Below are 24,989 nucleotides of genomic sequence, written 5' to 3' on the forward strand. Positions count from 1 at the left end.
CCCGCACCGTAGTCACTTCGAGGACCCCACCATCTCATCGCATAGCGAAAGGGCCGCTCATGGCCAGCTCCAGTGATAGCCTGCCGCCGCCGCACGTCCCGGGCCTGAGCCCAGCCCTAGCGGAGAACACTCGGACAGATGTCCCGCGCCTGCATGCTGCGCGCAATGATGTGCAGCCGGGCGCATGGCATTGGGACATCGAACGCGGCCAGATCATCGGGGCAGGTAACGCCCAGGCACGACTCAATTCCGAGCAGCGCTTCTCCAGCCTGTTCCATCTCAGCCCGGACGCTACGCTCCTGGTGCGTTTAGCCGACAGCGTGATCATTGAGGCCAACCAACACTTCGCCAGCACCTTCGGCTGGTCGAGCGACGAAGTCATCGGCCGTTCGACCCTCGACCTGAAGCTCTGGGTGCATGACCAGCAGCGCGACTATCTGCGCCGCACAGCGCCCAATAGCCGCCAACCGGTCACCCAGGAAGTACAGATGCGTGCCCGCGACGGCCGCATCCTCGACGGCGTGATATCCAGCCAACACATCGAACTGGACGGGCAAGCCGTTCTACTCTGCACTTTCCTCGACACCAGCGAACGCAAGTGTGTCGAAGCCGCACTGCGCAGCAGCGAGGAGAAATTCGCCCAGGCGTTCCTGCATACCCCGGACGCCGTGGTGATCACCGACAAAGCAACCGGGCGCTTTGTTGAGGTCAACCCGGCTTTCGAGCGGCAATTCGGCTGGAAAAGTAGCGAAACCCTGGGGCTCACCTCACTGGAGCTGGGTATTTGGGCTGATCCCAATGACCGTCAGCGGATGCTCGATGCCGTGCGGCAAAACAGCCTGAACGAGCTGGAGGTGCGTCTATATAGTCGCGATGGCAGCGTCAGTAACAACCTGTTGTTCGGCGGTGAAATCGAGCTGGATGGGCGCACCTGCCTGGTCCTGACGGTGCGCGAAATCACTCAGCAGCGCGCCCAGGAGCAAGCCCTGAAGAACAGCCAGGAGCGCCTTAACCTGGCCTTGGAATCTGCCGACCTGGGCACCTGGGACTGGCACATCCCGAGCAACATGCTGTTCGCCTCGACCCGCGCCTCAACCCTGCATGGCTTGAGTCAAGAACCCTTCCATGGCGATTTCCGCGGGTTCTTCAGCCATGTGCCGCTGGGTGACCGGCGAGCCATGCGCCGGACCTACAACGGTCTGGCGCAAGGTGCCGAGCGGGACTTTCAAGTCACTTACCGGGCGATCTACAGCAACAACGAAGTGCACTACCTAGAGAGCACCGCCAAGCTCTACCGCGACGAACAAGGCAAGCCCTTACGCATGGCCGGCATCCTCATCGACATCAGCGAGCGGGTGCAGCGCGAACAGCGCCTGGCCGCCTCGGAGGAGAAGTTCGCCACCCTGTTTCAGGCCAGCCCCGACCCCATTTGCGTCTCACGAATACGCGACGGGGTATTCGTTGAAATCAACGACAGCTTCAGCGCGGTCTTCGGCTGGACGCCGCAGGAGATTGTCGGCCGCAGCAGCGCGGAGCTCAGTTTCTGGGTCGAGAACGACGAACGCGAGCGGATCTACGGCAAGCTTACCGCGCAACAGAGTCTGGATAACGAGCAGGCTCGTTACCGCACCAAGAGTGGTGCTGAACTGACCTGCGTGGTGTCCAGCCGCTTCATCCGGGTCGATCGTCAGCTGTGCATCCTCACCACATTGCGTGATGTCGGCGAGCGCCTGCAAGCCGAGGTCGCACTGCAGGCCAGTCAGGAAAAATTCGCCAAGGCCTTTCACTCCAGCCCCGACGCCATCACCATCACCGAGCGCAATACGGCCCGCTACATCGAGGTCAATGAAGGCTTCTACCGCCTCACCGGCTATCACGCCGAGGAAGTCATTGGCCACACCGCCCTGGAATTGAACGTCTGGGCCGACCTCAGGCAGCGCCAGGAAATGCTCGAAACTCTCCAGCGCGACGGCCGTGTGACGCACAAGGAGATGCTCGGCAAGCACCGCGATGGCAGCATCAGAACAGTGGAAGTTTCGGTCGAGCCGATCGACCTCAACGGCCTCGACTGCCTGCTGCTGACCGCCCGCGACGTCAGCCTGCTGAAGGACGCCCAGGCGCAGATTGAGCATCTGGCCTATCACGACTCGCTGACCAACCTGCCCAACCGTGCCCTGCTGATGGATCGCCTGACCCAGCAGATCGCCCTACTCAAGCGCCACGACCTGCGCGGCGCGCTGCTGTTCCTCGACCTCGACCACTTCAAACACATCAATGACTCACTCGGCCATCCAGTCGGCGACAGCGTGCTAAAACTGGTCACTGCTCGCCTGGAAGCCAGCATCCGCGAAGAAGACACGGTTGCCCGTCTTGGCGGTGACGAGTTTGTCGTACTGCTCTCAGGTCTCGAAGGCTCACGCACGGCCGTGACTCGCCAAGCCAGCATGGTTGCCGAAAAACTGCGCATGCTGCTGACCGAACCCATGCTCATCGACGGTCATCGCCTGCAGGTCACGCCGAGCATCGGCATCGCCCTGATCCCCGACCACGGCGCCACTCCTGCCGACCTGCTGAAACGCGCTGACATCGCCCTGTATCGGGCCAAGGATTCCGGGCGCAATACCGTACAGCTATTCCACCGGACCATGCAGGAAGCTGCCAGCGAGCGCTTACGCCTGGAAAACGATCTGCGTCTGGCCCTGGCACGCGGTGAGTTCGAATTGTACTTTCAAGCCCAGGCGGATGCCCGTAGCGGCCAGATCATCGGTGCCGAAGTGCTGTTGCGCTGGCTCCATCCAACCCTGGGCGCACAGTCGCCAGCCGTGTTTATCAACGTTCTGGAAGAGAGCGGATTGATCCTTGAGGTCGGCGGCTGGGTGCTAGCCGAATCCTGCCATGCCTGCGCTCAGTTGCTCGAAGAAGGCCTCGTCGATGCGCAAAACTTCAGTCTTTGCGTCAACATCAGCCCACGCCAGTTCCGCCACAACGACTTTGTCGAGCGCGTGGAAAGCAGTCTGTGCAGTAGCGCCCTGCCCGCCTCCATGCTCAAGCTGGAAATCACTGAAGGCATCGTGATCCAGAACATCGAAGACACCATTGCCAAGATGAATCGCCTGAAAAAGCTCGGTGTCAGCTTTGCCATGGACGATTTCGGTACGGGCTATTCCTCGCTGACCTACCTCAAACGCCTGCCGGTGGATCTGCTGAAGATCGACCAATCGTTTGTCCGCGACGCCCCCAGTGATGCCAACGATGCGGAAATCATCCGCGCCATCGTCGCCATGGCGCGCAGCCTTGGTCTGGAGATCATTGCCGAAGGGGTTGAACAGCAGGAGCAGCTGGATTTTCTGCAACAACAAGGCTGCCACCTCTACCAGGGTTACCTGTTCAGCAAGCCGCTGCCACTGGGCGAGTTTCGCGCCCTGTTGATGCACACCCCGCAGCGCCCGCGCAGGGCATGAAACGCAACCGGGCACGTAGGTCGAGTTACCGGTCGCCACGTCATTCGAACGCCGCGTAACCCGACACAGCACCCGATGCCACACCGCAACGATGGGTTACGCCGCGCATAAACCGCAGCCCTGAGCCAATATCGGCTCAGCGGCTAACCCATCCTGCAAACACAAAACCCCTACGTTCAAGCGCTGGCCAGCTGCTCCTGGGGCGGGCCAGGCGGCACATCGACGCCGAGCAACGCATCGATACGCAGGCAATCGTTCTCCTGGCGCAGCACATTGAACAACGCGAACGCCTCGGGATAGCTGCGCGTCAGCATCGCCAGCCATTGCTTCAAGCGTCCCGGGGCATAGCGCGGGGACATCTTGCGCCGAGCCTGCAACCAGAAGTTGGCGAGCAAGGGTTGCAACTCGGCCCAGGTCATTTCAACCACGGCCTGCCCGGCCCGAGTCGCGGCAATCTGCCGGGCCAAGTCAGGCCGCGCCACCAGGCCGCGGCCGAGCATGATGTCCTCGACCCCGCTGATTTCGCGGCAACGCCGCCAGTCGTCCAGCGTCCACACCTCGCCATTGGCGAACACCGGCACCTTGACCGCCTCCTGCACCCGCGCCACCCATTCCCAATGGGCTGGCGGCTTGTAGCCCTCGACCTTGGTTCGCGCGTGGACCACTAGCTGCGACGCTCCACCTTCGACCAACGCCTCGGCGCACGCCAGGGCATAGTCCTTGTGATCGAAACCCAGGCGCATCTTGGCGGTTACCGCAATCTGCGCCGGCACCGTGCGACGCACCTCGCGGACAATGGCATGGAGCAACTCCGGCTCTTTCAACAACACCGCGCCGCCACGGGACTTGTTCACGGTTTTCGCCGGGCAGCCGAAGTTGAGATCGATCACCGGTGCACCCAGGCCACAGGCAAAGGCGGCGTTATCCGCCAGACACTGTGGATCGGAGCCGAGAAACTGCACGCGCAATGGCGTACCGGCCGCCGTTTGCGCAGCGCTGAACAGTTCCGGGGCCAGCTTCTGATAGGTCGAAACGGGCAGCACCCGCTCGGTGACCCGGATAAATTCGGTCACGCACCAGTCGATGCCGCCGACCCGGGTCAGCACATCGCGAAGGATCTCATCGACCAATCCTTCCATCGGTGCAAGGGCGATTTGCATAGCAACATTCTCGAAAAAGCGCCGCGTAGTGTACGCGGCCGATTGCCCGCAGTGAAATGCCCGCCAACGAGCAGACCAACTAAATGGAACGCTGCCTCTGGCACGGAGTCCACCATCGGAACACTACACCGTAAAGGAGAACCAATATGCGCATGCTCATACTGCTCGCCAGCCTCTACTTGTCCCTCGGCCTGAGCCAGGCAGACGAACAAAAACCAGGCGAATCCGAGCTGCAGTCCGCCCCAGAGGCCATGGCCCAACTGGTTATCAGCCGCGACCGCAAGGTACCGAAGGCTTGCGCTGTCGAGTTATTGGTAGAAGAGAAACAGGTGGCGCAACTGCAGGTTGGCAAGTCGGCAAGCCTGGAGGTGCCCGCCGGCACGTTCAACCTCAGAGCCCGCCTGACACGCGCAGACAACTGCGATGCGGCCGGTTTGGCCAGCAGCCAGTCGATTTTGCTCGACGCCGGGGAAACCCGCCGTTACCAGGTAATGCTCGACAACGATGCCTTGTTCCTGGCGCCACAGCTGTAATAAACGCGTCAGATGTTGTGAAAAAATCGAGCGCCGTAGCGAGACCGTATCCAGGCGTTCGCAGCCGGCGAGGGTTTCTCACAGCCTCCACGTCAAAGCTCCAGAGGAAAGGGCAACTGCAGAGCGCAGCCGTAGCCTTCGACGAATTCGACCGGCATGCGCTTGGGCTTGCCGCTGGACAACTCGATACAGACGAAGGTGGTCTTGGCCCGCAATAAAGTCAGGCCGTCTGCGGGACGGACCAACTGAAAGCGCCGATCCATCTTCAGGCGTTGATCGGACTCGACGATCCAGGTGGCCATCTGCAGTTCCTGGTCTTCATAAGCGCTGGCCAGGTAATCGATCTCGTGGCGCAGCACTGCCATCGCACGATCAAGCCGACGGTATTCGGCCAGGTCGAGCCCCAGGTATTGCGAGTGGCGCCAGGCGCAGCGCTCCAGCCAACTGACATAGACCGCATTATTGGCATGCCCAAGACCGTCGATGTCGTCGGCCACCACCTGGATATCGACCACAAACGGATTAGCCAGATCCCAGCTCATCGTAACGTCTCCAGCTTGCGGCTCATCGCAGCCTTAGGTACAGCAGGCGCTGGCGCTTGATTGTTCGTCACAGTCGAGTTCATGGGCTTGCTCCTGAATCTTCAAATGAGGTGCTGCCGGCATTCACCGGCGCACTATTCTAGGCGCGAAAGGAGCGGCAACTCCATGCTGCACAGGCTGTGCCGCAACGTTGCCCATGACCAACAGCACGGCATGCAGCAAAAGCCGCAGCTGCGCTGCAGACTTAAAGCCCTTTGGTTAATAGCGCAAAGCCACTAGGCTAGCGTCTTGTCGCCGTGTGAATAGCCATCCGCACGGACGTATCTTCGCCACTTGCCCGAGAGCCTGCACTTGCTTGCCGTCTTACGTGTGTTACTGCTGTGCGTGCTGCTGCCTGGCCTGAGCCAGGCAGATGCATTGTTATCTCTGCCTGCGACGGAGCGGACCATGCTGCCAGGACCCTTTATGCAGGTCTGGGAGGATACGCAGCAACAGGCAACGATAGACGATGTACGCCGCCTGCCCGACTCGGCCTGGCAACCGGTTGGCCGCCGCGATGCCAGCTTCGGCTATACCAGCAGCGCCTATTGGCTGCGCCTGCAACTGCATAATCCACAAGCCAAGAGCATGGACTGGGTGCTATTGATCGGCAACCCACTGCTGGACTACCTGGATGCCTATGGCCTGGATGGCGAGCGCGTCTACCGTTCTGGCGATCAGCGCCCATTCGCGGCACGCTGGATCGAACACCGGCAATTGCTGCTACCGCTACACCTGGCTGCCGGGGAAAGCCGTAAACTGATTCTGCGCATGCAGACCGAAGGCTCGGCCAACCTCAGCGCCAGCCTGATGACCAGCGCAACCTTCAACCACCATGAGCAACGCATGCTGCTCTTGCAGGGACTGTTCTTCGGCGCGCTGGCAGCAATGCTCATCTACAACCTGTCGATCTTCGTCATCACCCGCGACCGCAACTACTTCTGGTACAGCCTGTTCGTTGCCAGCTTCGGCTGCTACCAGTTCATCCAGCTCGGCTTCGCCCTGCAATGGCTTTGGCCAAACTCACTCGGCTGGCATCAATTGAGCTTTCCGCTCAGCTCGGCAGTAACCACCCTGTTCGGCATCCTGTTCACCTATGGGGTGCTCGACCTCAAGCATGCATCGCCCCGTTACACCCAGGTCGTAAACGTACTGCTGGGCTGCACCTGGCTGGTCATCGGCCTGTGCGTGTTCGGCCCTTACCAGGCAGCCTTGTTCGGCAGCTTTGTCCTGGTCGTCGCCTGCGCGGCACTCGCCTGCCTGTTCACCCTGCTGCGCTGGCGCGAGGGCTATAAACCTGCCCGCCTGTTCGCCATCGGCTGGTTCGTACTGATCGCCGCCAGCCTGTTCAGCATTCTCAGCGGTACCGGCCTGATCGCCAACTCACTGCTGACCCTGCATGCGCAACAAATAGGTGGCCTGATCGAACTGACAGTATTCTCCATCGCCCTGGCCGTGCGCATCCGCCAGGCGCAGAGCGCCCAGCAACTGGCCCAGGCGCGCCTGTTCGCTAAAGAACACCAGTTGCGCGTGGAGCAAGCCAGGCGAACGGAGCTGCAGAAACAAATCAATGACGGCCTGGAGCTGCGCGTCACAGAGCGCACCGCAGCCCTGGAGCAGGCCCTGAGCGAGCTTTCCGTCGCCCACCAGCAACTCTCCGAGCTTAATCGCCGTGACGGTCTTACCGGCCTGTTCAACCATCAGACGCTCACCGAAGAACTGCAGCGAATCCAGGCTCAGGCTATGCGCAGCCAGCGCCCCATGGCCATTCTGATGATGGACCTCGATCACTTCAAACAGGTCAACGACCACTATGGCCATCTGGCTGGCGATGCCTGCCTGCAGCATGCCGCCCAACGCCTTCAGCAACGTTTGCGCAGTAGCGACCTGCTCGCCCGCTTCGGCGGTGAGGAGTTCGTCGCCGTACTGAGCGATACCGATCCGGCCGGCGCCTATGACCTGGCGGCACAACTGCGCAATGACCTGGCCCTTCATCCCTGCACCTATCAAGGCCAGACCATTAGCCTGACCATCAGCATCGGAGTGTGCGCCGGGCTACCCGACAGCGCGGACAGCGAACAGCTGCTACAACAAGCCGACCAGGCTCTTTATCGTGCCAAGGCGGCAGGGCGTAATCGGGTGGAGAGCGGCCAGCTCGCTTGACGACGCTTCTTGCTGGCCACTGCCTGCGGCACACAGACAACTCACCAGGACCAAGCGCCCGAGCCCGCGCCAATCAAGGCGACACAGGCAGGCAGCGCCTCACCCCCGCAGGTCCGCGCGCACCAAGACGGCACTTGCCGCGCAAAGAATGTGCGTTCGGGCTTGGTCTTTTTTGTCGGCCATACTCGCTTCATGAATATTACAGACCAAATACTATGTCCGTAATTGATTCAAGCAAGCTAAGCCTCTCACCGCCGGGCGGGCCAGCAGATCGGAAAGGAAAGGGGACGTAGAAAAAACAAAAGGGCCACCCCGCAAAGAATGACCCTTTAAAAGTCCCGCATAGCGGGAAAAATGGCGTCCCCTAGGGGACTCGAACCCCTGTTACCGCCGTGAAAGGGCGGTGTCCTAGGCCACTAGACGAAGGGGACGAAACCTTCGAAGAACAAGGCCAGCTTATGCTGGCCCCGTGGCAGTTGTTACATCTGCAAAATTGGTGGAGATAAACGGGATCGAACCGTTGACCTCTTGCATGCCATGCAAGCGCTCTCCCAGCTGAGCTATACCCCCAGATTTATCGCCTCTCGGCTCACAGCCCAAACTGGCACTGCTTTTTAATACTGGCGTCCCCTAGGGGACTCGAACCCCTGTTACCGCCGTGAAAGGGCGGTGTCCTAGGCCACTAGACGAAGGGGACGTAACCCTTCTACAACCAACCAGCTACAAGAGCTGATTGTGGCAAGCCTTACGGCTTTAAAGATGGTGGAGCTAAACGGGATCGAACCGTTGACCTCTTGCATGCCATGCAAGCGCTCTCCCAGCTGAGCTATAGCCCCATCTCAAGGACGGGGCGCATGTTAAAAGCGCGCCAGGCTACTGTCAACAAAATTTTTGCCTACAGCAGCTTTCTTTATGCTGACAGAACAACCACTTAACCTATCCCGACCAGCCACGCAGGCGGCTGGGCGGGAGAACAGGTGATCAGGCGATAGATGCCAGCAGTTTTTCCCACTCCTTGTTTTCCTTCTTCGACATGCCACCGAGCAGCTCGATGGCCTGGCGCAGGCGGAAACGCGTGAGGTCCGGACCGAGTATCTGCATGGCATCGAGTACCGATACCGAGCTGGCCTGGCCGGTAACGGCAGCGAACATCAGCGGCATGGCGTCACGCAGCTTCAGCTCCAGGTGTTCAACCACGGCCTGGATACAGCCGGTGATCTTGTCCTTCTCCCACTGGCGCAAGGCCTCCAGCTTCCACAGGATCAACTGCATGAGCTGACGCACCTGATCGGGCGACAGTTTCTTGTGCTCGAACAGCTTGGCGTCAGGGCTGACCCCACCGGCGAAGAAGAAGCTGGCCAGCGGGGCGATCTGACTGAAGGTTTCGACCCTGCCCTGCACATGCGGGGCGATCTGCATCAGGTAATCGGAGTTGAATGCCCATTTCTGCGCCCCTGCGGCGAACTCCTCGACCGTCAGCTCACGCATCCACTGGCCGTTGAGCCAGGACAGCTTCTCCAGATCGAAGATCGGCCCACCCAGCGACACGCGCTGGATGTCGAAATGCTCGATCATCTCGTCGAGGCTGAATTTCTCACGCTCGTCAGGCATCGACCAGCCCATGCGCCCGAGGTAGTTGAGCATCGCCTGCGGCAGAAAACCCATGCGCTCGTAGAACGTGATGCTGGTCGGGTTCTTGCGCTTGGACAGCTTGCTCTTGTCCGGGTTACGCAGCAGCGGCATGTAGCACAGCTGCGGCTGTTCCCAGCCGAAGTATTCATAAAGCAGGATCAGCTTGGGCGCCGACGGCAACCACTCTTCGCCGCGCAGCACATGGGTGATGCCCATCAGATGGTCGTCGACCACGTTGGCCAGGAAGTAGGTCGGCAGGCCATCGGTCTTCATCAGCACCTGCATGTCCATGCGGTCCCACGGGATCTCGACCTCACCGCGGAGCATGTCCGGCACCACACAGAGGCCTTCGGTCGGCACCTTCATGCGCACGACATTCGGCTCACCGGCAGCCAGGCGCTGCTGCACTTCATCGCCTGCCAGGTGCATGCAGTGACCGTCGTAGCGCGGCGTCTGCTTGGCTTCCATCTGTTCGGCACGGACCTTGTCCAGGCGCTCGGGGCTGCAGAAGCAATGGAAGGCATGGCCCTTCTCCACCAGCTCAGCGCTGTACTTCTGGTAGATATGGCCGCGCTCGCTCTGCCGATACGGGCCATGCGGGCCGCCGACGTCCGGGCCTTCGCTCCACTCGATACCGAGCCAGCGCAACGCATCGTAGATCTGCTGTTCCGACTCACGGGTCGAGCGCACTTGGTCGGTGTCTTCGATACGCAGAATGAATTCACCACCGTGCTGGCGAGCGAAGCACAGGTTGAACAAGGCGATATAGGCGGTGCCTACATGCGGATCGCCAGTTGGCGAAGGCGCGATACGGGTACGGACGGTGGTCATGGCGGCTCTCAAAAAATCGACGCGTAAAACAAGGGGGCGATATTAACAGGCCTGCAGGCGCAGTCTCCAGCGCACACCGGGAGGCGAGCGCATTTCACAGCAGCTCAGCGCACCTCGCCACGCAACGCGGCTACCCGCGCCTGCAACAGCTGCCGGTCAGCCTGCTCGGCACTGAGTGGCGCCCCGGCCACCAGCGTGATGCGTGACCACAGACGCTTGAGCAGACGTTTTCGCGGATCGCGGCTGAAAAAACTGCCCCACAGGCCTTGCAGCGCCAAGGGAATCACCGGCACCGGATTTTCCTCAAGAATGCGCTCGATCCCGCCTTTGAACTCCTGGATCGCGCCATCGCCGGTCAACTTGCCTTCGGGAAAAATGCACACCAGCTCGCCATTACGCAGGTATTCGGCGATCTTCTTGAACGCTGCGTCGTAGATCAGCAGATCCTCGTTGCGCCCGGCAATCGGCACAGTACCGGCGGTGCGGAAGATGAAGTTGAGAACGGGCAAATTGTAGATCTTGTAGTACATGACGAAACGCACCGGGCGGCGTACCGCGCCGCCGACCAGCAGTGCATCGACGAAAGACACATGGTTGCACACCAGCACCGCCGGGCCTTCCTCGGGGATGGCGTCCAGCCCCCGGTGCTCGACCCGGTACAGCGAGTGACCGAGCAGCCAGATCAGAAAGCGCATGCTGAACTCGGGGACCAGCTTGAAGATGTAGCTGTTGACCGCGACATTCATCAGCGATATCGCCAGGAATAATTGCGGAATCGACAGCTCGGCGACGCTGAGAAAGAGGATCGAGACAATCGCCGAAAGCACCATGAACAGCGCGTTGAGGATGTTGTTGGCGGCAATCACCCGCGCCCGCTCATGCTCTGCAGTACGCGACTGGATCAGGGCGTACAGCGGCACGATGTAGAAACCGCCGAACAAACCGATGCCGAGCACCGAGGAAAGGATCCACCAGGCCTGGCCGTATCCCAGCACCGCCAGCCAGTCATGGGCCTGTGCGCCCTGCGGGAAGCCGCCCGAGTGCCACCAGAGCAGCATGCCGAACACAGTCAGGCCGATCGAGCCGAAGGGCACCAGACCGATCTCCACCTTGTGTCCGCTCATCCGCTCGCAGAGCATCGAGCCCAGGGCAATGCCCACCGAGAACACCGCGAGGATCAGGGTCACCACGCTTTCGTCACCGTACAGCCACTGCTTGGCATAGGCCGGAATCTGCGTCAGATAAACCGCGCCGAGAAACCAGAACCAGGAGTTGCCGACCAGCGAGCGCGACACCGCAGGCCGCTGCTCGACCAGCCCCAGGCGCATGATGCGCCAGGATTGGCGAAAGATGTTCCAGTCCAGCACCAGCTCCGGCAGCGCCGCATGGGCACGAGGAATGGCGCGACTGGCCAGGTAGCCGAGCAGCGCCACCGTCACCACAGTGCCGGCGACCAGGCTGGCGTAACCGCTGCTGGCCATCATGATGCCGGCACCGATGGTGCCGGCAAGAATTGCCAGGAAGGTGCCCATCTCCACCAGAGCGTTGCCGCCGACCAATTCCTCTTCGCGCAGATGCTGCGGCAGAATCGAATACTTGACCGGGCCGAACAGTGCCGACTGAGTGCCCATGCAGAACAGCACGGCGAGCATCAGCGGCAGATTATTCAGCAGCACCCCGGCAGCGCCGGCAAGCATGATCAGGATCTCGGCGAACTTGATCGCGCGGATCAGGCTGTCCTTGGCGAACTTTTCGCCGAACTGGCCGCCGAGGGCGGAAAACAGGAAGAACGGCAGGATGAACAGCAGCGCGCAGAGGTTGACCAGCAGACTGCTGTCCACACTGGAGCTGAGTTTGTAGAGGATGGCGAGGATCAGCGACTGCTTGAAGATATTGTCGTTGAAGGCGCCGAGCAGCTGAGTGAGGAAGAACGGCAAGAAGCGCCGTGTTCCGAGCAGGGTGAATTGCGAGTGTGGGGTCATCGTCCATGTACCTGGCATTAGGGCCGTGCAGGGCCGGGGAAACCGCGAGCGCCGCGGCGCCGGTCCAGCATTGGACTGCAACACGCCCCAGCAAAGCCACAGGGAACGCTGATTTTTGCCACGGCCTCGGCAAAATAGCCGGTCTCAGAGTGGCAACTGGCCCAGCGCCCAGCGCAACAGGAAGAACACCAGCAGCCCACCGCCGATGGTCGCCAGCAGGTTGCGAGTGACGGCCGCGATGGCGATAGTCACCAGTCCTGCCAACAGGTAGGCATTGTCCAGGCCCAGCGCCCAGTGCTGGCCATCCGGCAGCAACATGCCCGGCACTACGATGGCGGTGAGCACCGCGGTCGGCACGAAATGCAGGCCCTGGCGCACCAGCGGCGGGAAGCGCAAATCGGGAAAGGCGAACAGGCTGTAGCGAATCGAAAAGGTGATCGCCAGCATGCCGAGGATCAATAGCCAGTTATCCATCAGGCCAGCTCCTCGACAACCGAGTCATTACGCCGCTCCAGCAGCACACCGACGACTATTCCGCTGAACGCTGCGGCCAGCAACCCGAGCTTATAGGGCAAGGCATGACAGGCCAGCGCCACTGCGCCGGCCACCAGCGCTGCCGCAACTTGCGGCCGCGAGCGCAGCATGGGCACGACAATGCCAATAAAGGTCGCCAGCATGGCAAAGTCCAGGCCCCAGGCAGCAAGGTTCGGCACGCGCTGGCCGAACAGTACACCGATCAGGGTGCACAACTGCCAGTTCAGGTACATGGCCAGCGCCGCGCCGAGAAAGTACCAGTGTTTGTGCGGCGAGCTGTCCGGCTCGGTGTAGCGGTTGAGCACCACCGCATAGGCCTCGTCGGTCAGCCAGAACGCCAACGGCATCCGCCAACGCGTGGGCAGGTGACGGACGAAGGGTTGCAGGCTGGCGCTGTACAGGGCGTGACGCAGGTTGACCACCAGGGTGGTGAGCAACAGCACAGCCAGGCCGGTACCGGCGCCGAGCAGGCTGATGGCGATAAACTGCGCCGAACCGGCGAACACCAGCAGTGACATGCCAATGGTCTGCCAGGCGCTGAGGCCGGCGGCACCGGCCAGGCTACCGAAGATGATGCCGAAGGGTACGGCGCCGAGCAGCATCGGCAGCATATCGCGAGCGCCTTGGGCGAATTCATATTGACGAGACATGGGTCCTCCTTGGGCTGCGCAGGTTACACCCCAGCCCTGGGGACGGTCTTGCACAGAGGCCAGATAATGTCGCAACCCCCCTCCCGGCGCGGGAGAGGTTTTGTAGGCGGGGCTTTAGCCGCGAACCCAGACGACTCGATCGGTGAAGCAACCCAGGCGGTGTTGCGGACGCTGCAGCTCAACCCCGTGCAACTCGCGCGAGGCCCAGAAGCGTGTGCGTTCAACCTCAGTCTGCGCCATCGATCAACCGCTGAAACGCGCCTCCAGCTGTTGCTTGAGCGCCGGCCACTGCTGGTCGGTGATGCTGTACAGCACGCTGTCGTCGAGGCGCCCGTCGGCCAGGCGGCGATGATTGCGCAGTACACCTTCACGCTGCGCGCCGAGCTTCTCGATGGCACGCTGCGAGCGCAGGTTGCTGGCGGCGGTCTTCAGTTGCACACGCACCATGCGCCAGCTCTCGAAGGCATGGCGCAGCATCAGGTACTTGACCATGGCGTTGAGGCCGGTGCCATGCTGAGTTTGATCGAGCCAGGTCCAGCCGATCTCAGCGGCGGGCAGCGCCGGCATGAAGTCGCCGAAACGGGTGGTGCCGACCAGTTGTTCGCCGAGACGGATGACGAACGGCAGCGCCTTGCCTTCACGCTGATCGAGCAGGCCCTGGCGATACCAGTCCAGGCGCTGGGGGCCATTCATATGGATCAGCTCCTGGCGATTGGCTTCGGCCAGAGCGACCAGCGCCGGAATGTCGGCATCGAGCATCGGCTCGACACGCAGCGCACCACGCTGCAGGGTAATCAATTGCGGCTTGAACATGGGCTCCCTCCTCTGACTAGGCGCAAGCACGCCACGCTAACAGGGCGCACGCCCGACCACAATTACCAAGCGGTAGCAGCCAACTGACTTGCGACCTTGGTCGCGCCTGACGCCACGGTACTTTGCTGCGACACTGCTGGGCATTCATTTGAAGTATTGTCTCGCCTTGAGGGAGCTGCAATCAGCACCTGATTAAGACCGGGCAAGTCCCATATAGTTTGCTGTCGGAGTTTCCATGTCGTTGTCCAGTGGGCTGATCGCAGCGGTCGCCTTGATCTATATGGCCATCCTCTTCGCCATCGCCTTCTATGGCGACCGCCGCAGCACGCCCTTGCCGCCACGCATACGCGCCTGGGTCTACAGCCTGTCGCTAGCCGTCTACTGCACCAGCTGGACCTTCTTCGGCGCAGTCGGCCAAGCCGCCGAGCAGCTCTGGTCATTCCTGCCGATCTACCTGGGGCCAATCATCATCATGCTGTTCGCCCCCTGGGTGCTGCATAAGATGGTGATGATCAGCAAAGAAGAGAACATCACCTCGATCGCCGACTTCATCGCCGCACGTTATGGCAAATCCCAGGCGCTGGCGATAGTGGTGGCGCTAATTTGCCTGGTCGGCGTGCTGCCCTACATAGCCCTGCAACTCAAGGGCATCGTGCTCGGGGTCAACCTGCTAGTCGGCGCCGGCGCCAACTCCGCCGGCACCCGTGCCCAGGACACCGCGCTGATCGTATCGCTGGTTCTGGCACTGTTCACCATCCTGTTCGGCACGCGCAACCTGGACGTCACCGAGCACCACCGCGGCATGGTGCTGGCCATTGCCTTCGAGTCGCTGGTCAAGCTGCTGGCCTTTCTCGCCGTTGGCGCGTTCGTCACCTACGGCCTCTATAACGGTTTCGGCGATCTGTTCGACCAGGCGCGCAACACCCCCGCACTCGACGAATTCTGGGCCGAAGCAGTGAACTGGCCGGCCATGATGACGCTGACAGGCATGTCGATGATCGCCATCATCTGCCTGCCACGGCAGTTCCACGTCACCGTGGTGGAGAACATCGAGCCGCGGGACCTGCTCCTGGCGCGCTGGGTGTTCCCGGCATACCTGGTACTCGCCGCCTTGTTCGTCGTGCCCATCGCCCTGGCCGGTCAGATGCTGCTGCCGGCCGGAGTGAGCCCGGACTCATTTGTGATCAGCCTGCCGCTCGCCGAAGCCCACCCGGCCTTGGCCGTATTGGCCTTTATCGGCGGCGCCTCGGCTGCCACCGGCATGGTCATCGTTGCCTCGGTGGCACTGTCGACCATGATCTCCAACGACATGCTGCTGCCCTGGCTGCTGCGCCGGCAAAACGCCGAGCGACCCTTCGAGGCCTTCCGCCACTGGATGCTCACGGCACGGCGAGTGAGCATCGTGCTGATCCTGTTGCTGGCCTATGTGTGCTACCGCCTGCTCGGAGAGGGTGCCAGCCTGGCCACCATTGGCCAGATTTCGTTCGCCGCCATCAGCCAACTGGCCCCGGCCATGTTCGGCGCGCTGGTATGGAAGCAGGCCAACCGCCGCGGGGTGTTCGCCGGGATGATCTTCGGCGCACTGATCTGGTTCTACACCCTGATCATGCCGCTGGTGGCCCGCAGCCTGGGCTGGTCGCTGGACAGCTTGCCTGGCCTGCAAAGCCTGCTCTATGCCCCTATCGGCTTCCAGGTCGACGCCCTGACCCGCGGTGTGGTGCTGTCGCTGACCGGCAACTTCCTGCTGTTCGCCTGGGTGTCCTGGTTCTCCCGAACGCGGGTTTCCGAGCACTGGCAAGCCGGGCGCTTCATCAGCCACGATTTCGGCGCCAAGCCGAGCAGTCGCAGCCTGCTGGCGGTCCAGGTCAACGACTTGCTGATACTCGCCAGCCGCTTCGTCGGTGAGGAGCGCGCGCAGCAGAGCTTCATGCGCTGCGCCTACCGCCAGGGCCAAAGCTTCAACCCTAATCTGCCAGCCAACAGCGAGTGGATCGCCCATACCGAACGCCTGCTCGCTGGCGTGCTCGGCGCGTCATCGACCCGCGCGGTGGTCAAGGCGGCCATCGAAGGCCGAGAGATGCAGGTCGAAGATGTAGTGCGCATCGTCGACGAAGCCAGCGAGGTGCTGCAGTTCAACCGCGCCCTGCTGCAAGGGGCGATCGAGAACATCACCCAAGGCATCAGCGTGGTCGATCAATCGCTACGCCTGGTGGCCTGGAACCATCGTTACATGGACATCTTCGACTACCCGGACGGCCTGATCTACGTCGGCCGGCCGATTGCCGAGATCATCCGCTTCAACGCCGAGCGCGGCATGCTCGGCGCAGGCGATGTCGAGGACAATATTGCCAAACGCCTGCACTGGATGCGCCAGGGCACCGCGCACACGTACGAGCGCACCTTCCCCAATGGCCGGGTGATCGAACTGATCGGCAACCCGATGCCTGGGGGCGGCTTTGTCATGAGCTTTACCGACATCACCGAGTTTCGCGAGGCCGAGCGTGCGCTCAAGGACGCCAACGAGGGCCTGGAGCAGCGGGTCATCGAGCGAACCCATGAACTGTCGCAGCTGAATCAGGCGCTGACCGAAGCCAAGGGCGTGGCCGAGGCCGCCAACCAATCGAAAACCCGTTTCCTCGCCGCCGTCAGCCACGACCTGATGCAGCCGCTGAACGCCGCGCGACTGTTCTCCGCAGCACTCTCCCACCAAGAGGACGCGCTGCCGCGCGAGGCCAAGGAGCTGGTGCGTCACCTGGACAGCTCGCTGCGTTCGGCGGAAGACCTGATCAGCGACCTGCTCGACATCTCGCGCCTGGAGAATGGCCGCATAACCCCGGACCGCAATGCCTTTGTCCTCAACAGCCTGTTCGATACCCTGGGCACCGAATTCAAGGTTCTGGCCGCCGAATGCGGCATCGATTTTCGCCTGCGCGGCAGCCATCTGCGCGTGGACAGCGACAGCAAACTACTGCGCCGCGTGCTGCAGAACTTTCTCACTAACGCCTTCCGCTATGCCAAAGGCCGGGTACTGCTTGGCGTGCGCCGCTCAGGCGGGCAACTGCGCCTGGAAGTGTGGGATCGCGGCCCAGGCATCCCGGAAGACAAGCGCAAGGTTATCTTCGAGGAATTCAAGCGTCTGGACAGCCACCAGACTCGCGCCGAAAAAGGCCTTGGCCTTGGCCTGGCGATTGCCGATGGCCTGTGCCGGGTGCTCGAGCACAAACTGGAGGTACGCTCCTGGCCGGGCAAGGGCAGCGTGTTCAGCGTCACGGTGCCGCTGGGCCGCACCCCAGTGATCATACCCAAGCCAGCCGGCACCGAAGTCAATGGCCAGTTGCTAACGGGCAGCCGGGTACTGTGCGTCGACAACGAAGACAGCATCCTCACCGGCATGCACAGCCTGCTGTCACGCTGGGGCTGCCAGGTGTGGACCGCGCGTAACCGCCAGGAATGCGAACGCCTGCTCAGCGAGGACGTCCGCCCGCACCTGGCCCTAGTCGACTACCACTTGGACGAAGGCGAAACCGGCACCGAGCTAATGGCCTGGCTACGCACCCGCCTGGGTGAACCGGTGCCTGGCGTGGTGATCAGTGCCGACGGCCGCCCCGAGCTGATCGCCGAAGTCCACGCCGCAGGTCTCGACTACCTGGCCAAGCCAGTCAAACCGGCCGCCCTGCGTGCCCTGCTCAGCCGCCACCTGACGCTGCGCTAAGCTGGCCGCAGGAATCGCTCGCGGCTCAAGCCGCTGCCATAAGCAGCAATGCGCTTGCCACGTGGGAGCGGCTGGGTGGCACTCCGCTTCAGCCGCGATTGCCGGCTGCCGTAACACTCACCCACTGACCTGCCGCAATACATCGCCCCGGCGACTGGCTAGACTGCCAACATCACGCCCCGCACCAGGACGCCGCATGCCCGAGGCTCTCGACACCCTATTGAATTTCGCCAGCGCACTGGCGGTTGGCCTGCTTATCGGTGCCGAGCGTGGCTGGCAAGAACGCAACACCGAGGACGGGCGCCTGGCTGCGGGTATCCGCACGTTTGGCTTGAGCGGTTTACTCGGCGGTTTCGCCATGTTTCTCGGCGAACACTTCGGCGTGGTCGCCTGGGCAGTCATCTTTGTCGGTTTCGCCGCACTGGTACTCGCCTCCTACTTCGGCGATCTACTGCAATTGGGCGACCGCGGCCTGACCAGCGAAGTGGCGATGCTGATCACCTTCATCCTCGGCAGCCTGGCCGTCGCCGGCCACTCGCCACTAGCCGCGGCGGGTGCCGTGGCGGTAGCACTGCTGCTTAGCCTCAAACGCACCCTGCACACGATCCTCCAGCGCCTCAGCGAAGCCGAGCTGTCAGGGGCATTGAAGCTGCTGTTTATCTCACTGGTGCTGCTACCCGCGCTGCCCAACCAAGGCTACGGCCCCTGGCAGGCATTCAACCCTTACGTGACCTGGTGGATGGTGGTGCTGATCGCCGCCATCGGCTTCGCCGCCTATATGGCGATTCGCCTGGTCGGCACCCGCCATGGAATTTTGCTCACTGCGCTGCTGGGCAGCATTGTCTCCTCCACAGCCATGACCATCACCCTCGCCCGCCTGCACCAGGGCCGCAACCTGCAAGCGCTGCTGGCCTGCGGGCTGCTGGCCACCTCGGCGCTGATGTTTCCACGCGTACTGCTGGAGGTCGCCGTGGTCAACCCCAGCCTGCTGCCCCAACTGCTCTGGCCACTGGGGGTGACCACGCTGGTCTATGCGGCAGGCGCACTGGGTTACTTTCGTATCGCCAGCAAACAGGTCGACGAGGACACTGAGCCACCGCTAAAAAACCCCTTTGAACTGGGCCCTGCCTTGCGTTTCGCTGCACTGCTGGTACTGATCCTGTTTCTCGTGGAAGCATCACGCCGCTGGCTAGGCGATACGGGCGTGTACCTGGTAGCGCTATTTTCCGGACTGGCCGATGTGGATGCCATCACCCTGTCCCTGGCGCGCAATGCCCTGACCGGCCTGGATGCCCATGTGGCGGTACAGGGTATTTTTCTTGCGGCTCTGAGCAACAGCCTGGTCAAGGGTTTGCTGATCGCCCTGATCGCCGGCCGTCAGTTAGCCCTGCGCACCTTGCCGATTATGGCCGCTGGCCTGTTGGCAGGTGCGGCAGTATTGCTGCTGGTTTGACAGCGAACGGGGCGCGCGCCTTGCGACACCCCTGCATGGCGGCGCTGTACCCTACTGCGCTTCCTCATCCAGCACCGCCACTCCAGCCGCCTGTTCGAGCAACTCGGCTGGCAGGCTCTTACTCGCACGGGCACCGAGCAGCTTGAGGTTTTCCACCCGGCTGATGATATTGCCGCGCCCATCGCACAGCTTGTTGCGCGCCGCAGCGTAGGCCTTGTCCAGCTGCTGCAGGCGTGCGCCGACTTCGTCCAGGTCCTGGATGAACGCCACAAACTTGTCGTACAACGCCCCGGCACGCTCGGCAATTTCACGGGCGTTCTGGCCCTGGCGCTCCTGGCGCCAGAGGCTATCGATCACCCGCAGCGTGGCCAACAGCGTAGTCGGGCTGACGATTACGATGTTCTGCTCGAAAGCCTCCTGAAACAGGCCGGCATCAGCCTGCAGTGCAGCGGCGAAGGCTGCCTCGATCGGCACGAACAAGAGCACGAAGTCCAGACTGTGCAGCCCTTCCAGGCGCTGGTAATCCTTCAGCGACAGCCCCTTCAAATGACCACGCAGTGACAGCACGTGCTGCTTTAGCGCCTGCTGGCGGGCGGGTTCGTCTGCACCGGCTATATATTGCTGGTAGGCCGTCAGGCTGACTTTGGCATCGACCACCACCTGCCTGTCGCCGGGCAGCTGGATCAATACATCGGGCTGGAAGCGCTGACCGTCGGCGCTCTTCAGGCTGACCTGGGTCTGATATTCACGCCCCTTCTCCAGCCCGGCATGTTCCAGCACCCGCTCCAGCACCAGTTCGCCCCAGTTGCCCTGGATCTTCTGGCCTTGCAGGGCGCGGGTCAGGTTGGTCGCCTCATCGCCCAAGCGCTGATTAAGCTGCTGCAAGCGCTCCAATTCCTTGCCCAGGGAAAACCGCTCGCGGGCTTCCTGCTGATAGCTCTCCTCGACGCGCTTTTCGAAAGACTGGATGCGTTCCTTGAGCGGGTCGAGCAACTGACCAAGACGCTCCTGGCTGGTTTCGGCAAAACGCTGTTCGCGCTCGTCGAAGATCTTCCCGGCCAACTCGGCGAACTGCGCCCGCAACTCATCGCGCGAACCTTGCAAGTCGTCCAGGCGTTGCTGGTGGCTGCCCTGCTGCTGCCGCAGCTCGGCACTCAGGGCCGCACACTCGGCGCCCAGACGACGCAACTCGGCTTCCTGCTGCTCGCGCTGCTGCTGCCAGGCAATAGCAGCCTCGCGGGCGATCTGCCGCTCGTGCTGGAGCAGTTCGGTCTCACGCCGCTTGGCTGCCAACTCGGCTTGCTGGTCGGCCTTGATCTCGCTGATTTCGGCAATTTCCTGGCGGCACTCATCAAGCTGCGCACTCAAGCCGGCTTGGGCCATCTGGGTACCGGCCAGGCGCTCCTGCAACAGGCTTGCTTCGAGTTGCGCACTCGCCGCACGCCGCTGCAGCGACCAGGCCAACGCCAGCAATGGCAAACCAGCGGCGGCAAGGCCGAGGAGTAGTGCCGGTAGCTGAGAGGGTAAATCGAATGGCATAAGCAGCTCCGCGCAAGATTGCCAAGCAGTATACCCAGCCCGCCCCACGCAAAACGCCTAGCGCGGAGTCAGAGGCCGATCAACAACTGCTTGGCCTCTGCCGAACCCTGTGCGGCTGCCAGTTCCAACCAGTGCCGCGCCTGAAGAGGTTCATTGCTGCGCGGCCGCACATACAACCGCCCAAGCTCCAACTGGGCATGGCGATCGCCGGATCGGGCAGCTTGGCGCAGCAATTCGAGGCCAATGCGCCGGTCACGGCTATTGCCGCAGTCGCGGCAAAGCAATTGCCCCAGCCGGCTCTGAGCCAATACCACACCCTGGCGTGCAGGCTGCTTGAGCAACTGACCCGCGAAGCGTTTGACGCTGGGCGCATGACCGAAACGCGGGCTGTCCAGCAGCCACAACGCAACACGCATCGGCAAGCGAGAGCTAACAGGAGATGTTGAAGCGGATAAGCGGGGCAATACGCGGGACATGAGTGGCAGCTGTAGCGGGAAAGGCGCGCACTCTACTCCTTTTATCGCCGAGGTAAAGCCCAAAAAACTCACTCGACCGCATACTGAAGCGAGCGCCCAGGACAATCCACAGAAGCTGTGGATAACTCAGTGGATAACATGGGAGCAAGGCGCCTGATCGCCTATGGCATGGGGCCTGAGGTCAAACTGATGGTTTTTTCACCAGTGCAAAAAATTCATATTTTTCATTGACTTAAAAAATACTCATAAAGAATCAAGGATTTACACCAATCACAAAATCAGCCTTGACAAGGCGCATCGCAATTGTGCACAAGTTTTTTCACCCAGCGCTTGAGACGCCCGGTTTCGGGGCATTTACCAGCCAAGGCAGGCGTACTAGGCGGTCTTGCCGTATAAGTAACGCCCGATTCAGGAGCGCCAACCACACAGCGTCGATTGAGCGAACAAACATGCCCTCCCACATGGCCTCTTGAGTCACCCTGGGCGGTAACTTTCCAAGGATTTTCAGACATAACGCAGCTAAAAAACTGCTAATACCGACAACACGGTCAAGCCATACAGGACTGTTTACCCACCCTCTTCTGGCCCGGCAACGCTCCCACAGCCAGCGAACTGCGGCCGATGGTCGCAGACCGCCGGCAACTGCTACCGCAGTGGCTCGCTGGACGCCCAATGACCGACGCAGCAGATTTTCGCTACACGCAGTCGTTGATTGGCAGTCCCGGATTGATCGGTTAACGTCCTGACGGCACTCTGAGCGGGTGAAAAATCGAGCAGCGCAGCTGCTCGCAGTGGGCGGCGCAATCCGCAGGTGAACGTTGTCTCACAGGCTCTCCGCACTAATCATAATGGGAATCTACTCATGATCAGCCGGCGTTCCGGGCTGCGAATTACCAGCGTGCTCATGCTGCTGATACTGCTCGGCGGTTATAGCTACTACAGTTGGCTGCATGTGCTCGAGCGTCACGCGATCCGCCAACTCGACTGGCAGGGAGCTAGCCTGTCACTGTCGGGCATCGGCCTGGCACATATAGCGCTGGAGCAGCACGGCAGTGCCGGCATCGCTCGCGTGCGTGCGGAGCAACTGCAGCTGGGCTGGGAGCAATTCAGCCTGACGCCACCTTTCTGGCAGCATATTCGCCTCGAACGCCTCGCCATAGCCTGGCTGCCCGCCGCACAGGACCGTGAGCAGCAGCCCGCCACCGCACCCGACCTAAAGCAGCTTGGCGCCGCGCTAGCCTGGCTGCCGCTCAGCCTGCGCATCGAGCAGCTCACTGCCGAGCTGCCCTGTGCCAGCGGGCGCTGCACGCTGCACGGCGACCTGCAACTGAGCCAGACGCAAGATGCCACTCCCGCGCGGGAACTGCTGCTCAACCTGCAACACCGCGAACAACCACTCGCATGGCGCGCCCAACTGCAGGGCGATGCCATGGCGGCGGATCTACACCTGACCTTGGCAGTCGACGGACAAAGCCAACTGAGCCTGGACAGCAGCCTGCGCGATAGCCCTGCCGGGCTGTTATGGAGCGGCAACCTGAGGGCGCCCGACCTCAGCCAGGCGGCAGCCCTGCAAGACTGGCTCAGCCAGTGGACGCTCGCACCGGATGAACGATTGCCAAGCGCCCCCAGCGCTGTGCAACTCGCGGCGAATTGGCAACTGCAGTTAGCCGCCGGCGCCCTGAACCTGGAACAACTGCGCAACGCCAGTGGCCACCTCGACGTCAACGCCAGCCTTCCTGCGCCCTGGGCCATCCCTGGCGTGGGCCGAGTGCAAGGCACCTTCAGCGCCGTCGCCCGCGGGGTCGAGGGCCAATGGTTCGCTGAACAGCTGGAAGCTGACATGCAGCTGAACCGCCTGCCTGCAGAGTGGCTGAGCACACTGCCCGCAGCCTTGCACCCCGACTCACTGCACCTGCGCATTCAACCGGCAGCCCCACTCGCAGCGCTACCCGACAACCTGGCCGAGCGCTCACTGCCGCTGACGATCAGCCTGACCACTAGCGGCGCCAGCCAACTCGATCTGCAAGCCGACCTGACCTTGGCCAACGCCGCGCCCTGGGCCGCACAACTGAGCAACGCACAACTGCGCGCCAGCAGCCCGGGCTTAGCGGTCGGCGACTGGAAACTGCGCGACCTGAAAGCAACGCTGCACTTCAATAGCTACCTGGACAGCGAGCAATTGAGCCTCAACCTGAGCAAAGGCTCGCAACTCGAACTGGGCGAGTTGAGCGGTGCAGATCTGCGCATGCTGCAGGTCAGTGCCACGAGCCAGGACACGCAACTGCATGCACAGCACCAGGCAGGCACCCTGCAAACATGGCGCCTGCAAGGCCCCGTCACGCTGAGCACCCAGCGCCTCGTACACCCCACCCTCAAACCCCAGGGCTGGCGCTGGCAAGGCACGCTAGCGGCCACCGAGCAGCAACTAACCCTCAACGGCCAGATGACGGCAGATGCCGACCTACAACTGGCCATGCAACTGCAACATGACAGCCGCCTGGGCCTGCAACTCAAGGCGCAATTGGCCGACGTATTTTTGCGTGGCGGCAACGCCCTGAGTACTACCCTGGCTGACTGGCCAGCACTGCTCAATCTCAGTAACGGCCGGCTGAGTGGCAACGTCAGCCTCAGCCTCGCCCCGAGCCGTGACTCGCCCGACATACGGCTCGAGCTAAACGGCAAAGACCTGGCCGGCATCTACGACCGCAGCGAACTCAGCGGCCTGGATGCGCACCTGCACTTGCACCTCAATCAGCGCCAACTCCAGCTAGACCTGCACGAACTGCGCCTGCAACAGGCCAACCCCGGCATGCCAATTGGCCCGGTACTGCTGCGCGGTACCTACAAGGCGCCCCGCAGCCGGCCAACAGCGGGCCTGCTCGACTTGCAACAGGCCCAGGCCTCGCTAATGGGTGGAACCCTCTGGCTCGACCCGGGGCAATGGGATCTGGAACAGAGCAACCTGGTGTTCCCCCTGCAACTGCAAGGCCTCGACCTCAATCAGTTTTTTACCCTCTACCCGGCAGAGGGCCTGGCAGGCAGTGGCCTCATCGACGGCCAACTGCCCCTGAATCTCAGCGCCGCCGGCATTGAGATAGAACAGGGTCAACTGCTGGCACGCGCACCCGGCGGGCGCCTGGTATTTCATTCCGAGCGCATCAGGGCACTGGGCCGCAGCAACCCGGCCATGCAACTGGTGGCGCAATCGTTAGAAGACTTTCGGTTCACGGCACTGAGCAGCCAGGTCAATTATGATCGGCAAGGCAAGTTGCTCTTGGCCATGCGCCTGGAAGGCCGCAACCCGGCCATCGAACAAGGCCGCCCAATCCATTTCAATATCAACCTGGAGGAAGATATCCCAACCCTATTGGCCAGCTTGCAATTGACCGATAAGGTAAACGAGATCATCAAACAACGGGTGCAGCAGCGTATGCTGGAGCGCAATGCGGCCCCCCCGAAGGAGCCTTAA

General features: G+C 62.0%; 16 protein-coding genes and 4 tRNA genes. 6 read left to right on the plus strand and 14 right to left on the minus strand.

Features of this window, described 5'->3' with window-relative positions; translation table 11 throughout:
• Positions 1–59 precede the first annotated feature (59 nt).
• Positions 60–3,461 carry a PAS domain S-box protein gene (locus tag Q8K09_RS08730; protein ID WP_305254580.1) on the plus strand — a complete coding sequence of 1,134 codons (3,402 nt, stop codon included), beginning with the start codon at positions 60–62 and terminating at the stop codon, positions 3,459–3,461.
• Positions 3,462–3,637: 176 nt separating this feature from the next.
• Here Q8K09_RS08730 and Q8K09_RS08735 read toward each other — a convergent pair whose 3' ends face one another.
• Positions 3,638–4,621, minus strand: coding sequence for a tRNA-dihydrouridine synthase (locus Q8K09_RS08735; protein WP_305254581.1), 984 nt, complete (start codon positions 4,619–4,621; stop codon positions 3,638–3,640).
• A gap of 146 nt (positions 4,622–4,767) precedes the next feature.
• Here Q8K09_RS08735 and Q8K09_RS08740 point away from each other — a divergent pair, with 146 nt between their 5' ends.
• Positions 4,768–5,154 (plus strand): hypothetical protein, encoded by a 387-nt coding sequence (locus Q8K09_RS08740; RefSeq protein ID WP_305254582.1) that lies wholly within the window; start codon positions 4,768–4,770, stop codon positions 5,152–5,154.
• Positions 5,155–5,246: 92 nt separating this feature from the next.
• Here Q8K09_RS08740 and Q8K09_RS08745 read toward each other — a convergent pair whose 3' ends face one another.
• A complete protein-coding gene (locus tag Q8K09_RS08745) occupies positions 5,247–5,696 on the minus strand; it encodes a thioesterase family protein (RefSeq protein ID WP_305254583.1) in 450 nt (149 codons plus the stop codon).
• A 447-nt stretch (positions 5,697–6,143) separates the two neighbouring features.
• Between Q8K09_RS08745 and Q8K09_RS08750 the strand changes: the two genes are divergently transcribed.
• The gene (locus tag Q8K09_RS08750) at positions 6,144–7,898 is read left to right on the plus strand and encodes a diguanylate cyclase (protein WP_305254584.1); all 1,755 of its coding nucleotides are present in this window, start codon (positions 6,144–6,146) and stop codon (positions 7,896–7,898) included.
• 355 nt (positions 7,899–8,253) lie between these two features.
• Here the strand turns inward: Q8K09_RS08750 and Q8K09_RS08755 are convergent.
• The 10 genes from Q8K09_RS08755 to Q8K09_RS08800 form a co-directional block, all read right to left on the minus strand.
• A tRNA-Glu gene (locus tag Q8K09_RS08755) sits at positions 8,254–8,329 on the minus strand.
• Between the two features lie 63 nt (positions 8,330–8,392).
• Positions 8,393–8,468, minus strand: a tRNA-Ala gene (locus tag Q8K09_RS08760).
• 51 nt (positions 8,469–8,519) lie between these two features.
• A tRNA-Glu gene (locus Q8K09_RS08765) sits at positions 8,520–8,595 on the minus strand.
• A gap of 63 nt (positions 8,596–8,658) precedes the next feature.
• A tRNA-Ala gene (locus tag Q8K09_RS08770) sits at positions 8,659–8,734 on the minus strand.
• Between the two features lie 145 nt (positions 8,735–8,879).
• Positions 8,880–10,361 (minus strand): glutamate--tRNA ligase, encoded by a 1,482-nt coding sequence (gene gltX / locus Q8K09_RS08775; RefSeq protein ID WP_305254585.1) that lies wholly within the window; start codon positions 10,359–10,361, stop codon positions 8,880–8,882.
• Positions 10,362–10,465: 104 nt separating this feature from the next.
• A complete protein-coding gene (locus Q8K09_RS08780) occupies positions 10,466–12,343 on the minus strand; it encodes an MFS transporter (RefSeq protein ID WP_305254586.1) in 1,878 nt (625 codons plus the stop codon).
• Positions 12,344–12,487: 144 nt separating this feature from the next.
• A complete protein-coding gene (locus tag Q8K09_RS08785; protein ID WP_305254587.1) occupies positions 12,488–12,817 on the minus strand; it encodes an AzlD domain-containing protein in 330 nt (109 codons plus the stop codon).
• A complete protein-coding gene (locus tag Q8K09_RS08790; RefSeq protein ID WP_305254588.1) occupies positions 12,817–13,527 on the minus strand; it encodes an AzlC family ABC transporter permease in 711 nt (236 codons plus the stop codon). Before Q8K09_RS08790 ends, Q8K09_RS08785 begins: the two co-directional genes overlap by 1 nt.
• A 114-nt stretch (positions 13,528–13,641) precedes the next feature.
• On the minus strand, positions 13,642–13,767 hold the full coding sequence (locus Q8K09_RS08795; RefSeq protein WP_305254589.1) for a hypothetical protein: 126 nt from the start codon (positions 13,765–13,767) through the stop codon (positions 13,642–13,644).
• 3 nt (positions 13,768–13,770) lie between these two features.
• Positions 13,771–14,340: a GNAT family N-acetyltransferase gene (locus Q8K09_RS08800; RefSeq protein ID WP_305254590.1), complete on the minus strand. Its 570-nt coding sequence runs from the start codon at positions 14,338–14,340 to the stop codon at positions 13,771–13,773.
• 235 nt (positions 14,341–14,575) lie between these two features.
• Between Q8K09_RS08800 and Q8K09_RS08805 the strand changes: the two genes are divergently transcribed.
• Entirely contained in the window at positions 14,576–18,052 is a 3,477-nt protein-coding gene (locus Q8K09_RS08805) for a PAS domain-containing hybrid sensor histidine kinase/response regulator (RefSeq protein ID WP_305254591.1), read from the plus strand.
• Between the two features lie 196 nt (positions 18,053–18,248).
• The gene (locus Q8K09_RS08810; protein ID WP_305254592.1) at positions 18,249–19,505 is read left to right on the plus strand and encodes an MgtC/SapB family protein; all 1,257 of its coding nucleotides are present in this window, start codon (positions 18,249–18,251) and stop codon (positions 19,503–19,505) included.
• A gap of 51 nt (positions 19,506–19,556) precedes the next feature.
• Here the strand turns inward: Q8K09_RS08810 and rmuC are convergent, their stop codons facing one another.
• Both rmuC and Q8K09_RS08820 read right to left on the minus strand, forming a co-directional pair.
• Positions 19,557–20,918 carry a DNA recombination protein RmuC gene (rmuC, locus tag Q8K09_RS08815; RefSeq protein WP_305254661.1) on the minus strand — a complete coding sequence of 454 codons (1,362 nt, stop codon included), beginning with the start codon at positions 20,916–20,918 and terminating at the stop codon, positions 19,557–19,559.
• Positions 20,919–21,112: 194 nt separating this feature from the next.
• Positions 21,113–21,460, minus strand: a complete 348-nt coding sequence (locus Q8K09_RS08820) for a tetratricopeptide repeat protein (protein WP_305254593.1) — start codon at positions 21,458–21,460, stop codon at positions 21,113–21,115.
• Positions 21,461–22,382: 922 nt separating this feature from the next.
• Here Q8K09_RS08820 and Q8K09_RS08825 point away from each other — a divergent pair.
• Positions 22,383–24,989, plus strand: coding sequence for a YdbH domain-containing protein (locus tag Q8K09_RS08825; protein ID WP_305254594.1), 2,607 nt, complete (start codon positions 22,383–22,385; stop codon positions 24,987–24,989).

This window comes from Pseudomonas sp. (assembly GCF_030683065.1).
Lineage (GTDB): Bacteria > Pseudomonadota > Gammaproteobacteria > Pseudomonadales > Pseudomonadaceae > Aquipseudomonas.

Excerpts from the sequence above, each read along its gene's own strand:
- Q8K09_RS08730 (WP_305254580.1), top strand. The coding sequence starts at position 60 with ATGGCCAGCTCCAGTGATAGCCTGCCGCCGCCGCACGTCCCGGGCCTG.
- Q8K09_RS08735 (WP_305254581.1), bottom strand. The coding sequence starts at position 4,621 with ATGCAAATCGCCCTTGCACCGATGGAAGGATTGGTCGATGAGATCCTT.
- Q8K09_RS08740 (WP_305254582.1), top strand. The coding sequence starts at position 4,768 with ATGCGCATGCTCATACTGCTCGCCAGCCTCTACTTGTCCCTCGGCCTG.
- Q8K09_RS08745 (WP_305254583.1), bottom strand. The coding sequence starts at position 5,696 with ATGAGCTGGGATCTGGCTAATCCGTTTGTGGTCGATATCCAGGTGGTG.
- Q8K09_RS08750 (WP_305254584.1), top strand. The coding sequence starts at position 6,144 with ATGCTGCCAGGACCCTTTATGCAGGTCTGGGAGGATACGCAGCAACAG.
- gltX (WP_305254585.1), bottom strand. The coding sequence starts at position 10,361 with ATGACCACCGTCCGTACCCGTATCGCGCCTTCGCCAACTGGCGATCCG.
- Q8K09_RS08780 (WP_305254586.1), bottom strand. The coding sequence starts at position 12,343 with ATGACCCCACACTCGCAATTCACCCTGCTCGGAACACGGCGCTTCTTG.
- Q8K09_RS08785 (WP_305254587.1), bottom strand. The coding sequence starts at position 12,817 with ATGGATAACTGGCTATTGATCCTCGGCATGCTGGCGATCACCTTTTCG.
- Q8K09_RS08790 (WP_305254588.1), bottom strand. The coding sequence starts at position 13,527 with ATGTCTCGTCAATATGAATTCGCCCAAGGCGCTCGCGATATGCTGCCG.
- Q8K09_RS08795 (WP_305254589.1), bottom strand. The coding sequence starts at position 13,767 with ATGGCGCAGACTGAGGTTGAACGCACACGCTTCTGGGCCTCGCGCGAG.
- Q8K09_RS08800 (WP_305254590.1), bottom strand. The coding sequence starts at position 14,340 with ATGTTCAAGCCGCAATTGATTACCCTGCAGCGTGGTGCGCTGCGTGTC.
- Q8K09_RS08805 (WP_305254591.1), top strand. The coding sequence starts at position 14,576 with ATGTCGTTGTCCAGTGGGCTGATCGCAGCGGTCGCCTTGATCTATATG.
- Q8K09_RS08810 (WP_305254592.1), top strand. The coding sequence starts at position 18,249 with ATGCCCGAGGCTCTCGACACCCTATTGAATTTCGCCAGCGCACTGGCG.
- Q8K09_RS08820 (WP_305254593.1), bottom strand. The coding sequence starts at position 21,460 with ATGCGTGTTGCGTTGTGGCTGCTGGACAGCCCGCGTTTCGGTCATGCG.
- Q8K09_RS08825 (WP_305254594.1), top strand. The coding sequence starts at position 22,383 with ATGATCAGCCGGCGTTCCGGGCTGCGAATTACCAGCGTGCTCATGCTG.